The organism is Nucisporomicrobium flavum (assembly GCF_016464385.1).
Taxonomy (GTDB): Bacteria; Actinomycetota; Actinomycetes; order Mycobacteriales; family Micromonosporaceae; genus Actinoplanes; species Actinoplanes flavus_A.
Genome location: NZ_JADMLH010000016.1, coordinates 1 through 14,830 on the forward strand (window position 1 = coordinate 1; position 14,830 = coordinate 14,830).

The 14,830-nt window shown below is 74.3% G+C and carries 8 protein-coding genes; 4 read left to right on the forward strand and 4 right to left on the reverse strand.

Annotated elements, in window-relative coordinates; all coding sequences use genetic code 11:
* Window positions 1-132 precede the first annotated feature (132 nt).
* A complete protein-coding gene (locus tag IT780_RS30425; RefSeq protein WP_199515258.1) occupies window positions 133-981 on the forward strand; it encodes an alpha/beta hydrolase in 849 nt (282 codons plus the stop codon).
* 8 nt (window positions 982-989) lie between these two features.
* Window positions 990-7,997 carry a type I polyketide synthase gene (locus tag IT780_RS30430; RefSeq protein WP_199515259.1) on the forward strand — a complete coding sequence of 2,336 codons (7,008 nt, stop codon included), beginning with the start codon at window positions 990-992 and terminating at the stop codon, window positions 7,995-7,997.
* Between the two features lie 51 nt (window positions 7,998-8,048).
* Here IT780_RS30430 and IT780_RS30435 read toward each other — a convergent pair whose 3' ends face one another.
* Complete coding sequence (locus IT780_RS30435; RefSeq protein WP_199515260.1) at window positions 8,049-8,987, reverse strand: beta-ketoacyl-ACP synthase III; 939 nt, start codon at window positions 8,985-8,987, stop codon at window positions 8,049-8,051.
* Between the two features lie 249 nt (window positions 8,988-9,236).
* Between IT780_RS30435 and IT780_RS30440 the strand changes: the two genes are divergently transcribed.
* Window positions 9,237-9,767 (forward strand): snapalysin family zinc-dependent metalloprotease, encoded by a 531-nt coding sequence (locus tag IT780_RS30440; protein ID WP_199515261.1) that lies wholly within the window; start codon window positions 9,237-9,239, stop codon window positions 9,765-9,767.
* A 9-nt stretch (window positions 9,768-9,776) separates the two neighbouring features.
* Here the strand turns inward: IT780_RS30440 and IT780_RS30445 are convergent, their stop codons facing one another.
* Window positions 9,777-10,094, reverse strand: coding sequence for an STAS domain-containing protein (locus IT780_RS30445; RefSeq protein ID WP_199515262.1), 318 nt, complete (start codon window positions 10,092-10,094; stop codon window positions 9,777-9,779).
* Between the two features lie 102 nt (window positions 10,095-10,196).
* Between IT780_RS30445 and fxsT the strand changes: the two genes are divergently transcribed.
* Window positions 10,197-12,620 carry an FxSxx-COOH system tetratricopeptide repeat protein gene (fxsT, locus tag IT780_RS30450; protein WP_199515263.1) on the forward strand — a complete coding sequence of 808 codons (2,424 nt, stop codon included), beginning with the start codon at window positions 10,197-10,199 and terminating at the stop codon, window positions 12,618-12,620.
* A 13-nt stretch (window positions 12,621-12,633) separates the two neighbouring features.
* On the opposite strand, the gene IT780_RS30455 is transcribed toward fxsT, so the two are convergent.
* On the reverse strand, window positions 12,634-13,212 hold the full coding sequence (locus IT780_RS30455; RefSeq protein WP_199515264.1) for a hypothetical protein: 579 nt from the start codon (window positions 13,210-13,212) through the stop codon (window positions 12,634-12,636).
* Window positions 13,209-14,813 carry a serine/threonine-protein kinase gene (locus IT780_RS30460; protein WP_199515265.1) on the reverse strand — a complete coding sequence of 535 codons (1,605 nt, stop codon included), beginning with the start codon at window positions 14,811-14,813 and terminating at the stop codon, window positions 13,209-13,211. The genes IT780_RS30455 and IT780_RS30460 overlap by 4 nt, the downstream gene beginning before the upstream one ends.
* Window positions 14,814-14,830: the final 17 nt, after the last annotated feature.

The window sequence follows — 14,830 nt, forward strand, 5'->3', positions numbered from 1 at the left end:
CCAGGCCATCGGCAACGGCAGGGCGGCCACTCCTCGGAAACCACCCAACGACAAGAAACCATCAGCCACACCCCACCGTCCCCGGGCATCCAGGGCATCACCCCAGACGATCAACAACCTTATGGAGACACCATGGCAGCACCGTCACTCAGCAGCCGGTTGAACGCCGTTTCGTACGTAGCGCCGCGGCTGGCCGGGCGTGCGGCGTTCAAGCTGTTCATCGAGCCGGTGCGGCGCGCCGAGGTCCGGCCCGCGCAGCAGCAGGTGATGGACGCTGCCGAGGTGTCCGATCTGGACCATGACGGCGTCACGGTGAAGACGTACCGGTGGGGCGACGGTCCCCGCCCGGTGCTGATGGTGCACGGGTTCCAGTCGCGGGCCGCTTCGTGGGCGGGTTTCGTCCCGGCGCTGCACGAGGCGGGGCTGCCGGTGCTGGCGTACGACGCCCCGGGGCACGGCGACTCCGGCGGGGTGTCCGCCACGATCGTCGACCAGGCCGCCCTGATCGCGCGCCTGCAGGAGAAGCACGGTCCCTTCCGGGCGATCGTGGCGCACTCGTTCGGGGTGCTGTGCGCGTACCACGCGATGCGGTCGGGCGTGCAGGCCGGCCGGATGGTGGCGATCAGCGCGATCAGCGACTTCGCGTACCTGGCGGACGCGTTCTGCACCCAGTTGTCGCTGCGTCCCTCGATCAGCCGCGAGCTGCGCCGGCGTACCGAGATCTACTTCCGGCCGGAGACCGACATCTGGGAGCGGTTCTCGCCCACGTACCGGCCCGAGCAGGTCACGGTGCCGACGCTGGTCATCCACGACGAGGACGACAAGGAGGTGCCGGTGCGGCACGGGCGGCGGCTCGCCGAGACGTACGCGACCTCCGCCGACCTGGTCCTCACGCAGGGGCTGGGACACCGGCGCATCCTCGGCGACCGCGCGGTGATCGAGACGGCCACCCGGTTCCTGACGAAGACGGACGAACAGTAGCGGAGATCATGAGCGATTCTGGGACGAGCACGCCCGTTGCGGTGATCGGCGTGGCCGCCCGGCTACCGGGTGCGCCGACGCCGGGCGACTTCTGGGAGCTGCTGATCGGCGGGGGCGCCGGCCTCGGCCCGGCCCCCGCCGGCCGGTTCGGTCCCGCCGACTTCTCCGCGCTGGGCCCGCAGCAGCGGCAGGCCGTCCGCACCGGCGGGTTCCTGCCGGACGCCGACCGCTTCGACGCCGCCCATTTCGGGATGTCCGCGCGGGAGGCGGCGGCGACGGATCCGCAGCAGCGCCTCGCGGTGGAGCTGGGCTGGGCAGCGCTGGAGGACGCGCGGCTGGCGCCCGGCCGGCTCGGCGACACCCGTACGGCGGTCTTCCTGGGCGCCATGTCCGACGACTACGCCGACCTCGTCCGGGCCGCCGGGCTGCTGGACGGCTACAGCTTCACCGGCCTCAACCGGGCGTTGCTCGCCAACCGCGTCTCGTACCTGCTCGGGCTGCGTGGCCCCAGTCTCGTGGTGGACTCCGGCCAGTCCGCCTCGCTGGTCTCGGTCCACCTGGCCTGCGTCGCGCTGCGGGGCGGCGAGTGCGACCTCGCCGTGGCCGGTGGTGTGCAGCTCAACCTGGCCCCGAACAGCTGGATCGCCGCGGCCCGGGCCGGTGTCCTGTCGCCCACCGGCGCCTGCCGCCCGTTCGGGGCCGGAGCCGACGGCTTCGTCCGCGGCGAGGGCGGCGCGATGCTCGTGCTCAAGCCGCTGGACCGTGCGGAGGCCGACGGGGACCGGATCTACTGCGTCATCCGCGGCAGCGCGGTCAACAACAACGGCCACACCGGGACGGTCACCGCGCCCGACGTCCGCGCCCAGGTCGACGTGATCCGCGAGGCGCAGCGCCGGGCCGGGGTGACCTCCGCCGACGTCGACTACGTCGAGCTGCACGGCACCGGCACGAGGCTGGGCGACCGGGTCGAGGCCGAGGCGCTGGGGCTGGCGTTCGGCGACCGGGAGCGCCCGCTGCTCGTCGGCTCGGCGAAAGCCGCCGTGGGCCACCTGGAAGCGGCGGCGGGCATCACCGGGCTCGTCAAGACGGCGCTCAGCCTGCGGCACGGGGTCATCCCGGCCCAGCACGGCGCCGGCCCGGTGGCGGAGCACGTGCCGGACTCGCTGCACGTCGTCGCCGAGAACGCCGGGTGGCCGTCGGCGGACCGGCCCGGCACGGCGGGCGTCAGCGCGTTCGGCATCGGCGGGACGAACTGCCACGTCGTGGTGTCGGCACACCGGGCCGAAGAACCACCGGCCCGCCTCGTGCCGGAGCGGGCGTGGCCGTTCCTGGTCAGCGCGCGTACGCCGGCGGCGCTGCGGGCGTACGCCGGGCGCCTCGCCGGCTGGATCGCCGCCCATCCGGAGGCCGAGCCGCTGGATGTGGCGTACTCCCTGGCGACGACGCGGGCCGTTCCCGGACACGAGCTCGTGGTGCGTGCCGCCCGCCTCGCCGACCTCGGGACCGTCCTGCGCGCCGTCGAGCGGGGCGGGACGGTGGAGACCGTCGACGCCCCGGCCGACTGGGACGCCGTTTTCGCCGGCCACGAGCCTCGCAGGTGCACCCTTCCCGGCTACCCCTTCGAACGGAAGCGGCACTGGTTCGGCGAGACCGCTCAGGCCCGGCCGGTGGCGGAGCCGGGTGCCGCTCCCGACGAGGCGCTGCTCGATCTCGTGCTGCGTACCGTTGCCGCGGTGCTCGGTGTCCCCGGCATCGAGCAGCTCGATCCGGCCGCCACCTTCAACGACCTCGGGCTCACCTCGCTCACGGCGGTGGAGCTGCGGGACCGCCTCCAGGAGGCCACCGGGCGGCACCTGCCCCCGGGGCTGATCTACGACCGGCCCACGCCCGTCGAGCTCGCCCGCCATCTCAGGGTCGCCGGCACTCCGGGACCCGTCGCGTCGGCCGCGCGCAGGACGGGTGACCCGATCGCCGTCGTCGCGATGGCATGCCGGTTCCCGGGCGACGCCGACTCCCCGGAGAAGCTGTGGCAGCTGCTCGCCGAGGGGCGCGACGTCATCTCGGCGTTCCCGGAGAACCGCGGCTGGGACGTCGGCGCGCTGTACGACCCGCACCCGGGACGGCCCGGACGCACGTACGTGCGCACCGGCGGCTTCCTGCACGACGCCGACCGGTTCGACCCGGCGTTCTTCGGGATCAGCCCGCGGGAGGCGCTCGCGATGGATCCCCAGCAGCGGCTCGTGCTGGAGGTGGCCTGGGAGGCGATCCAGAACGCCGGGATCGAGCCGTCGGCGCTGCGCGGCACCGACACCGGCGTCTTCGTCGGCGCGATGTCGAGCGGCTACGGCGCGCGCCTGCTCAACGCCCCGCCGGAGATCGAGGGGTACGCGCTGACCGGCTCCGCCGCGAGCGTGGTGTCCGGGCGGGTGGCGTACACCTTCGGGCTGACCGGCCCGGCCGTCACCGTGGACACGGCGTGCTCGTCGTCGCTGGTGGCGCTGCACCAGGCCGCCCGCGCGCTGCGGGACGGCGAGTGCTCGATGGCCGTCGCCGGCGGCGTCACGGTGATGTCCGAGCCCGGCATCTTCGTCGAGTTCAGCCGCCAGCGCGGCCTGTCTGCGGACGGCCGGTGCCGGGCGTTCAGCGCCGACGCCGACGGTACGGGCTGGGGCGAGGGCGTCGGCCTGCTGGTCCTCGAGCCGCTGTCCCGCGCCGTCGCCGCCGGCCGGCCGGTGCTCGGCCTGCTCGCCGGCACCGCGGTCAACCAGGACGGTGCGAGCAACGGGCTCACCGCCCCGCACGGCCCGTCCCAGGAGCTCGTCGTGCGGGCCGCGCTGGCGGACGCGGGCCTGCAGCCGTCGGACGTCGACGCGGTCGAGGCGCACGGCACCGGCACCCGGCTCGGCGATCCCATCGAGGCGCAGGCGCTGCTGAACGCGTACGGCAGCGAGCGGCCCGCGGAGCGCCCGCTGTGGCTCGGGTCGCTCAAGTCCAACATCGGGCACGCGCAGGCGGCGGCCGGCGTCGGCGGGGTGATCAAGGTCCTGCTGGCGATGCGGCACGGGCTCCTGCCCCGGACGCTGTACGCCGACAAGCCAACGCCGCTGGTCGACTGGTCGAGCGGCGCGATGCGGCTGCTGACCGAACCGGTTCCGTGGCACCGGGGTGAACGCGTCCGCCGAGCCGGCGTGTCGTCCTTCGGCATCAGCGGCACGAACGCGCACGTGATCATCGAGGAGGCCCCCGAGCTCACCGGTTCCGGCGAGGCCGGGTCCGCGCCCGCGCTGATGCCGTTCTCGGCGCACAGTGCCGAAGCCTTGCGCGCCCAGGCGGAGGATCTGCTGTCCCGTACGGCCGCACTGTCCGCCGAGGAGTTGACCGGCCTGCGGGCCTCGCTCGCGGCGGGACGGTCCGCGCTGCCGTTCCGTGCGGTGGTTCTCGGTGATCCCGAGCGCGGGCTCGAGGCGCTCGCCCGGGGTGCGGCGGACGACAGCCTCGTGACGGATCGCGCGCGCCCCGGCGGCACGGCGTTCCTCTTCAGCGGGCAGGGCAGCCAGACGCCCGGGGCCGGGCACGACCTGTACGTCGCGTACCCCGCCTTCGCCGCCGCGCTCGACGAGGTGTGCGCGCACTTCGACGCCGTCCTGGACCGCCCGCTGCAGGCGGTGATGTTCGCGCCGGCCGGCCACCCCGACGCCGCCCTGCTCGACGACACCGCGTACACCCAGGCGGCGCTGTTCGCCCTGGAGGTCGCCCAGCACCGGCTCGCCGAGAGCCTCGGGCTCGTGCCGGACGCGGTGCTCGGGCATTCGATCGGCGAGCTGGCCGCAGCGTACGTCGCCGGGGTGTGGTCGCTGGCGGACGCCTGCCGGCTCGTCGCCGCCCGGGGCGCGCTGATGCAGGCGTTGCCACGCGGCGGCGCGATGGTGGCGGTGACCGCCTCCGAGGCCGAGGTGTCGCCGGTGCCGGAGGGTGTGTCGATCGCCGCGGTCAACGGCCCGGACGCGGTGGTCCTGTCCGGCGCCGAGGAGCCGGTGCTCGCCCTCGCGCACCAGTGGCGCGAGCGCGGCCGCCGGGTGGACCGCCTGCGCGTCAGCCATGCCTTCCACTCGGCCCACCTGGATCCGATGCTGGAGGCCTTCGCCGAGGTGGCCGCCACGCTGGAGTACCACCCGCCGCGCCTGACCGTGGTGTCGAACCTGACCGGCCGGGCCGCGTCCGCGGAGGAGCTCTGCACGCCGGCCTACTGGGTCCGGCACGTGCGGGAGGCCGTACGGTTCGGCGACGGCGTCCGCCACCTCGCCGGTGCGGGCGTACGACGCTTCCTCGAGCTGGGCCCCCGCGGGGTGCTGACCGCGCTGGCCGCCCGCAACCTGGCCGACGTGGACGCCGTGCTCGTGCCGATCAGCCGGGGCGTGGAGCCGGCCCTGATGCGGCTGTACTGTGCCGGCGCGCGCCTCGACTGGTCTCGCACGCTGGCCGGCCCGGCCGTGCGACGCGGTGAGATGCCGCCGTATCCGTTCCAGCGCCGGCGGTACTGGCTGGACCCGGCCACCGCGGCCCCGAGCGCCTTCCTGCCCCCGGCGAGCCACCCGCTGCTGGGCGCCGTCCTGCAGGTGCCGGGCTCCGAGACGCTGCTCGGCGCCGTCCGGCTCTCCCTCGACGCCGAGCCCTGGCTGGCGGATCACGCCGTACGGGGCAGCGTGGTCGTGCCCGGCGCGCTCTTCGTCGAGTGGGCCGCCCACCTCGCCGCCCGGTTCGAGCGGGACGTCGCCGAGCTGGTGGTGCAGGCGCCGCTGCTGCTGACCGCGGGCACGCCGGTGGACGTACGCCTGGTCGCCGGACCCGACGAGATCACGATCTTCAGCGGGGACGACTCGGCCGGCTGGACCCAGCACGCCCGGGCCACGCTCGAGCGACGGGAGGTCCCGCCCGCCGAAGGGCCGGGGCGGAGCATCACCGTCCCGGCGTCCGCGGTGGACGTGGACGAGCACTACCGCCGGCTCGCCGGCCGAGGCTTCGAATACGGCCCCGCGTTCCGCGCGCTCACCGGCGCCTGGCGCGACGGCGGCGAGGTGTACGCCGAGGTCGAGCTCCCCGCCCCGGTCTCCGCCGAGGGCTTCGCGCTGCACCCGGTGCTGCTGGACGCCGCCCTGCACGCCGCGCTGCTGGTCGTCCCGGCGGGCGATGACGGGGTGCCGCTGCCGTTCGTGTGGTCCGGAGTCCGGCTGCGGCCGACCAGCGCCACCCGGCTCCTCGTGCGGGTCAGCGCGCGTGGCCCGTACGCCTTCTCCCTGGCGGTGACCGACGGCGACGGGACGCCGGTGCTGTCGGTGGATCGCCTGCTGCTCCGGGCGATCGACCCGGCCCGCCTGGAGCCCGGCGCGTCCGAGCGGGACGTGCTGCTCACCGTCGCCTGGCCGCGGGCCGAGGACGATGGTGAGCCGGGGGACCCGCTGCCCCGGTGCGGGATTCTGGGCACCGACCACCTGGGCCTCAGCGACGCGGTGAAGGGTGCTGACGCGTACCCCTCGCTGCGGGAAGTCGAGAGCGAGCTGCGGCGTGGCGCCACCGTGCCCGGCCTGATGCTGGTCTGCGGCGGTGAGGGGGCGGCCGAGGCGGACAGTGCCCTGCCGGGCGCGGTTCGCGCGGGCGTGGAACGGGCCCTCGCGCTGATCCAGCACTGGCTCGACGACGACACGTTCGACGATTCCACGGTGGTGTTCGTGACGCGCGGCGCGGTGGCCACCGAGCCCGGCGCCGATGTGCCGGACCCGGTCGCGTCCGCCGTGTGGGCCGTGGTGCGCAGCGCGCAGGCGGAGCATCCGGGACGGTTCCGCCTGATCGACGTCGACGGGCAGCCGGCCTCCGCCGACGGGCTGCGCCGCGCCCTGTACTCCGCGGAGCCGCAGCTCGCCGTACGCGACGGCCACCTGCACCGGCCCCGGTTCACCCCGGCGGCCGAGCCCGGACCGCAGCGGCCGTTCGACCGGGAGGGCACCGTCCTGATCACCGGGGGAACCGGCGCGCTCGGCGGGCTGATCGCCCGGCACCTGGTGCACCGGCTCGGGGTCCGCCACGTGCTGTTGCTGAGCCGGCAGGGCCCGGTGGCGCCCGGGGCGGCGGAGCTCGCGGCCGAGCTGGGCGCCGCGGCGACCGTCGTCGCGTGTGACGTGTCGGACCGGGCGGACCTGGAACGGGCGCTGCGGGCCGTGCCGGCGGACCGGCCGCTGACCGGGGTGGTGCACGCCGCGGGCGTCGTCCGGGACAGCACCGTCGGCCTGCTGACCCCGGCGCGCGTCGACGCGGTGCTGCGGCCCAAGGTGGACGCCGCCCTGCACCTGCACGAGCTCACCGCCGGTCGCGACCTGTCCGCGTTCGTGCTGTTCACCTCGGTGATCGGGGTGCTGGGCGGGGCGGGGCAGGCCAACTACGCCGCCGCGAACGCCGTCCTGGACGCGCTGGCGTACCGCCGCCGGGCGGCGGGGTCGCCCGCCCTGGCCGTCGCGTGGGGCCCGTGGGCCGGCGGCGGGATGGCCGGCGAGCTGACCGGCGCCGATCTGCGCCGGATGGAACGCACCGGGTTCGCGGCGCTGCCGCCGGAGCGTGGGCTGGCGCTGTTCGACGCCGCGCTGCGGCAGCCGGATCCCGCCGTGACGGCGTTGCGGCTGGCGGGGGAGGCCGGCCCGGCGACCTCGGCCATGCTGCGCCACCTCACGCCGGACCGTCCCGCGGCCGCGCCGGCGTCCCGGGCCGACTGGGCGTCGCTCGGCGGCACCGAGGTCCGCGAGCTGGTACGGGGGATAGCGGCGGGCGTTCTCGGGCACCGGACGGCCGAGGACGTGGACCCGGACCGCGAGCTGTGGGACAGCGGTCTCGACTCGCTGACGGCGCTCGAGTTCACCCAGCGGCTGGCGGAGGCCTCCGGCGTCCGGTTGCCGTCGTCCTTGGTGTTCGACTGTCCGACGCCGACGATGATCGCGGAGCGCCTGGTGGAGCTGGTGGCGGCCGCATGACGAGGGCCGGGCGCCCCGGCGCCCGGCCCGTCATCGTTCGTTCCGGCGTGGTCAGGGGCAGCGCACGACCTGGCCCGCGTACGCCAGCCCGCCGCCGAAGCCGAACAGCAGCACCGGCGCCCCGGACGGGATCTCGCGGCGCTGGACCAGCTTGGACAGGGCGAGCGGGATGCTGGCCGCCGACGTGTTGCCGGACTCGATCACGTCACGGGCGATGATCGCGTCGGTGGCACCGATGCGCCGGGCCAGGGGTTCGATGATCCGCAGGTTGGCCTGGTGCGGCACGATCGCGGCGAGGTCCTCGGGCCGGACGCCGGCCTTCTCGCACACCTGACGCGCGATGGCCGGCAGCGAGTGGGTGGCCCAGCGGAAGACGCTCTGCCCCTCCTGCTGGAAGGTGGCGTCGCGGCCCTCGATGCGGACGGCGTGCGACATCTGCGGGACGGAGCCCCACACGACCGGGCCGACGTGCTCCTCCTCGTCGGCGACCAGGACGGCCGCGCCGGCCCCGTCACCGATGAGCACGCAGGTGCTGCGGTCGGTCCAGTCGGTGAAGTCGGAGAGCCGCTCCACGCCGATGACGATCGCCTTGGTGGCGGAGCCGGTCTTGAGCGCCTGGTCGGCGGTGGCGAGGGCGTGGGTGAAGCCGGCGCAGGCGACGTTGAGGTCGAGGGCGGCCGGGGCCGGCAGGTCGAGCCGGCGCGCCACCCGGGCGGCGATGTTCGGCGAGCGGTCGAAGGCCGTGCAGGTGGCCACGATCACGTAGTCGATGTCGGCGGCCGCGACACCGCTCTCCGCGAGCGCCTTGCGGGCCGCGTGCGCCGCCATCTCGTCGAGGCTCTCGTCGGGGGCGGCGATGTGCCGGGTCTCGATGCCGACGCGGCTGCGGATCCACTCGTCGGTGGTGTCGACCATCGTGGTGAGCTCGTCGTTGGTCAGCACCCGTGCCGGTTGGTAATGGCCCAGCGAGACGATCCGTGATCCGGCCATGAACTACCCCTCGTGATATTCGGCAAACGGCACACTATTTCCTTTTTGGTGAACCTAGTGGGGCGTTCTCGCCGGTGCAACCGCCGTCCAGCTATGCGGACAGCTGTTCGGGGAGATCCTCGCCACGCCCGCCGGCCGGGCGGTATCACGTGACCATGAGGCGGCAACCGATATGGCCACACTCATTGATAAGCGTCTTTTTCTGACTACCGTTTTGGGCAGTCCCCCAACCGCTCTTCGGAGGTTCCGATGCTTCTCAAGAGGTTGTCCGCCGCGGTGCTCGCGGTGCTGGCCATGGCCGGTCTGCAGATCGCCACCGCCGGCCCCGCGGCCGCCGCGCCGCGGGTGCTGTACTACGACGCGAGCCAGGCCCAGGAATTCGTCGCGGCGGTCGACCAGGGCGCCCAGATCTGGAACAGCCGGGTCACCACCGTGCGCCTCGAACGGGTGCCGGCGGGCCGCACCCCCAACATCCGGGTGTACGCCGACAACGGCTGGCCGCGCACGTACACGACGTCGCTGGGCAACGGCCGGTGGTACATGGGCCGGGAAGCGGTGAACGACGGCTACTACGTCCCGCGGATCGCCGCCCACGAGTTCGGACACATCCTCGGACTGCCGGACCGGCGTACGGGCCTGTGCGCGGACCTGATGTCGGGCAGCAGCGCGCCGGTGTCGTGCACCAACGCGTACCCCAACGCGACGGAGGCGGCAACGGTGAACAGCAACTTCCGCACCTCGGCGGCGGTGCCCGCGCGTGAGTACGCCTGGGTCGGCTGACGCCGGCCCTCACAGCTCCAGGTCGACGACCTCCAGCACGCCGCTGAGCACCAGGATCTGGTGCACCCCGCGGGTCGGCCGGGCCAGCGAGAACGCGATCCCCTCGTCGCGGGCCCGCTGGAAGCCGAAGATGATCGCGCCCAGCCCCGTGGAGTCGATGAAGGACAGCTTCGACAGCTCCACCACCAACGCCCGGGGCCGGGTCTCGATCGCCTCCACCAGCGCCACCCGTACCTGGTCCACGTTGAGCACGTCGACCTCGCCGTGCAGGGCGACGGTCGCTACGTCGGCGTCGCGGTCGAGACTCGTGACGGGTTCGTCGGTCACCGGTGGCCCTTCCGAAGCAATCTTCCGCAGTGGCGATGATTCCACGTACGGTAATCGGCAGCATGACAGTAGAGTGCCGAGTCACCAGTGGGGAGGGGCGGCGTGCCGATCCGGGGTGGTCTGCCGCCGCGTAATCCACGCTTCGCGGGGCGCGAGGATCTTCTCGCCCGGATGCGTGGACTGCTCGGCAACGGACCGGTGGTGCTGTTGCCCGCCGCTGATCACCAGCTGGGTGGCACGGGACGTACCCAGTTGGCGGTGGAATACGCCTACCGGTACGCGGACACGTACGACCTGGTGTGGTGGATCCCCGCCGAGCAGACCGCCGGCATGCGCGCCGCGCTGGTCGGGCTCGCGCAGGAGCTGAAGCTGCCCGAGGCCCGCGACATCAACCGGACGCTGGGCGCCGTGCGCGACGCGCTGAGCCGCGGCGAGCCGTACCGGAACTGGCTGGTCGTCTTCGAGAACGCCAACCGGCCCGAGGACATCAAGCCGTACCTGCCCAGCGGCGCCGGGCACGTGCTCGTCACCTCGCGCAACCCGCGGTGGACCACGGAGGTCGCGCAGGCGGTGCCGGTCGCCGTCTTCGACCGTACGGACAGCGTGGACTTCCTGCGGCACCGCACCCCGGAGCTGTCCGCGGAGGACGCCGAGCGCCTGGCCGCGCACCTCGGTGACGTGCCGATGGCGCTCGACCAGGCGTCCGCACTGCGCTCGGCGACCGGCTGGAGCGTCGACGAGTACCTGAGCCGCTACGACGCCCGCGCCGCCGAGCTGGCGTTCCCCACCCCCATCCGGGTCGCGTGGGGGCTGGCCGCCGACGAACTCGCCGAGGCCTCGCCGGCCGCGTTCGAGCTGCTCGAGCTGAGCGCGTTCCTGGCCAGCGCGCCGATCTCCTGGGAGCTGTTCTGGGCGGCCCGCGGCCTGATGAGCGGCGAGCTTGCCCGGACCCTGCGGATCGAGCGCCGGCTCAAGGCCGCGGTCCGCCTGATCGGCCGGTACGGGCTGGCCGACCTCGACCCGCCCGGCGAGAGCCTGATCGTGCACCCGCTGGTCCGCGGCATGCTGGGTCAGCAGCTCACGTCGGAGCGGCACGCGGCCCTGCTGCGCTCGGTGCGGGCGATGCTCGCCGCGGCCGACCCCGGCGATCCCGACAACCCGACGCACTGGCCCCGGTACGCCGAGATCATCCCGCACCTCATCCACTCCGACGTGCTGGGCGGCGACTCCGAGGAGGTCCGTCAGCTGGCGGTCGGCTGCGTGCGCTACCTGTACGCCCGCGGCGACTACGACTCCAGCCGTGACCTGGCCGCGCAGGCGGTGGCCCGGTGGCGGGACAGCCTGGGCGAGACCGACGACCAGACGCTGCTCGCCTCGTTCCACCTGGCGAACGCGCTGCGCGCGGTGGGGCGTACGGCCGATGCCCGCGTCCTCAACGCGCAGACCCTGCGCTCGCAGCGCGAGGTCCTCGGCGGCGACGACGAGACCACCCTCGCGACGGCCAACAGCGTCGGCGCCGACCTGCGCATGCAGGGCCACTTCGAGCAGGCCCGGCAGCTGGACGCCGACAACCTGGTCCGCTACCGCCGGCTGTTCGGCGAGAGCTTCCCGACCGCGCTGCGCTGCGCCAACAACCTGGCCGTCGACCTGCGGCTGCTCGGCGACTTCCGGGGCGCCCGGGCGCTGGACGAGCAGGTGCTGCGGCACCGGCAGGTGATCTTCGTCGAGGGCCACCCGGAGACGCTGTCGTCGCGGGCCGGCCTGGCGTTCGACCTGTTCGGGCTCGGCGACTACGCGGGGGCGGCCGCCCTGCTCGCCGCCGCCGGGCACTTCGAGGCGCTCGGCGAGGACCACCCGATGGCGCTGTGGGCCGGGCGGTTCGCCGCGATGGCGGCCCGGCGCGGCGGCCGGCCGGACGCGCGGAAGCTGGCGGCCGCCAACGTCGAGCTCTTCCGGCACAAGTTCGGCGACCTCAACGTGGAGACGCTGGGTGCGATCGTGTCGCTGGCCAACTGCGCCCGCGAGGCCGGCGACCTCGACGAGGCGCATCACCTGCTCGAACGGGCGGTGGTGCGCTACCACGCCGTCCTCGGCGACGAGCACCCGTTCACGCTGGCCGCCGGCGCCGACCTGGCCGGCGTGGTCCGTGCCACCGGCCGGTACGCCGAGGCCCGCACGATCGACGAGGAGGCGCTCGGCGGCCTGCGGCGCAGCGTAGGCGCCGACCACCCGTTCACGCTCGCGTGCGCCAACGGGCTCGCGGCTGACCTGCTCGCCATCGGGGAGGCGCAGCAGGCGCGGGAGATCGCCCTGGACACGCTCACCCGGTCCCGTACGGTCCGCGGCGCCGACCACCCCGACACGCTGGCGTGCGCGTTCAACGTGGCCCTGGACGCGGGCGACGAGCAGTCGGCCGAGGTCGCGGTGCAGCGGCTGCAGAAGGCGTACGGCGACAGCCACCCGGTGCTGGCCCGGGCGCAGGCGGGCGTACGCCTGGAGACCGAGATCGAGCCGCCGCCGCTGTGACCGGGCCCGGGGGTCACGGGGTGTAGACGATGGCCATCCGGGTGAGCGTGCCGTCCGTGGTGGCGATTGCGACCATGCCGCCCTCGTTGAGCTTGAACCACCCGGCGAACTCCTTCGCCGTCATGGGGCAGGTGCCGCCCTTCTCGGGGGCGTCGAGGCACACGTTGCCGTCGGCGCCCTCCCAGGTGAAGTACTTCGCCGTCGCGGCGATGGGCACGGTGACCTTGGTGTGGCTCGCCTCGGTGACGTACTCGTGGTTGACGCACCGGCTGTCCGAGCGCTTGATCTTGAACGTCCGGCAGTACGCGTCGCCCGTCATGAAGATGATCGGCTCGACGACGGCGGACGCGTTCTTCCCGTCGTACGCGTGCAGCTTCACCACCGACGTGGTGCTGCCCTGGGTGAGATCCGCGAAGCGCGGCTGAGGCGCCGCCTTGGTGATGGACGGAAGACTCGACGTCGACGGCGACGGTGACGTCGACGTCGACGTCGATGAAGGGGACGCCGGGACGGGAGAGGCTTCCGGCTTGTCGGTGCCGCACCCGCCGGCCACGAGGACCAGCAGCACCACGGCGGGAAGGGCGCGCTTCACAGTTCCATGACCTCCGCACGGGCGAACGCCGCTCGGGCGTCGCCGCTGATGACATCGTCGATGACCCCGAAGGTCACCCGCCCGGCCGGCCGGGACGGCTCGCCGAGCCGGGTTCTCAGCGCGGCCGTACCGTCCACGGTGACGGTCGCCTCGTCCTGTTCCACGACGACGTCGACCCGGCGGGCCCGGCCCAGTTCGCCGCCGGTGACCGTGGCCCTCGTCTCGCCCGTGACGCCGTCGGCGGTGTCCGTACCGAGCCGGACCTCGGTTTCGCAGAGCGACACCAGGTAGCCGCCGCCGGCGCCGGCCGCGCGGAACCAGATCGCCGCGCACGTACCCGGGGTGAGGATCGTCGCGTCCACGCTGACGGCCTGGTCGCCGGCGATGGGCTCGGACGGACCCTGGCAGCGGTAGACGGGCGACATCCCGGTCCTGGCCTCGAGCCGGCCGTCCGCGAACACGCAGCGGCCCTCGGCGTCGCCCCGGGTGGCCTGCCACTGGCCGGGCCGGTCCAGGCGGTCGATGATCGCCGTGCCTCCGGCGGCCCGGCTGCGGGAGGGCGTCGGCGCGGTCGTGCCCTCGCCGCGCGACGCCGACGCTCCCGGTCCCGGTCCCGACAGCGCTTGAGTGGCCACGACACCGGCCGTCCCCAGCACCAGCACACCCATGCCGGCCAGGGCCAGTCTTCGGGTCCGGCCGGGCCGCATGCCTCCGGCGGTGAGCCGGCGCGCGGCCGTCGCGGCGCGGAGCAGCTCGGGGCGTACCGGCTCGGCCCGGTCCTGGGTGTCGAGCTCCAGCAGCAGCTCCAGCAACTCGTGTGCGGTGGGCCGGTCCGCCGGGTCCTTCGCGAGCGTGCGGGCGACCACCTGGCGCAGCGGGTCCGGCAGCCCGGACAGGTCCGGCGGCTGGGTCAGGATGCGCGCCGCGGTCGCCGCGGGGGAGTCCGCCTGGAAGGGGGTACGCCTGGTGCCGGCGTACGCGACGACCGCGCCCCACGCGAACACGTCGGCCGCCGGGCCGACCCTGCCGTGCCGGTCGGTCTCGAAGCGTTCCGGCGCCATGTACGCGACCGTGCCCACCATCTGATCGGTCTGCGTGTGCCGGCTCGTCGCCTCGAACGCGCGGGCGATGCCGAAGTCGATGACCTTCGGCGTGCCCAGCGCGAGGAGCACGTTGCCGGGCTTGAGGTCGCGGTGGATCACCCCGGCGCCGTGGATCGCGGCCAGCGCCGTCGCCACCCCCACGGCGACGCTGTGCAGGTTGCCGCCGCTCAGCGGGCCGTTACCGGCGATCACCTCGGACAGGGTGGGCCCGTCGACGTACTCGACCACCAGGTACGGCGTGGGATGCTCCGGGTCGGCGTCGAGCACCTCGGCCGTGCAGAACGGCGGCACCTGGCGGGCCCGGTTCACCTCGCTGCGGAACCGGCCGCGGAACTCGGGGTCGTACGCGTACTCCGGCCGGATCATCTTGACCGCGACCAGCCGGCCGCCGGCGTCCCGGCCGAGGTAGACGGCGCCCATGCCGCCCTGGCCCAGCCGCCCGAGCAGCTGATAGCCGCCCAGCTCGGTCGGATCCCCCGGCAGGAGCGGATCGGTCACCCGCAGGACGATACATC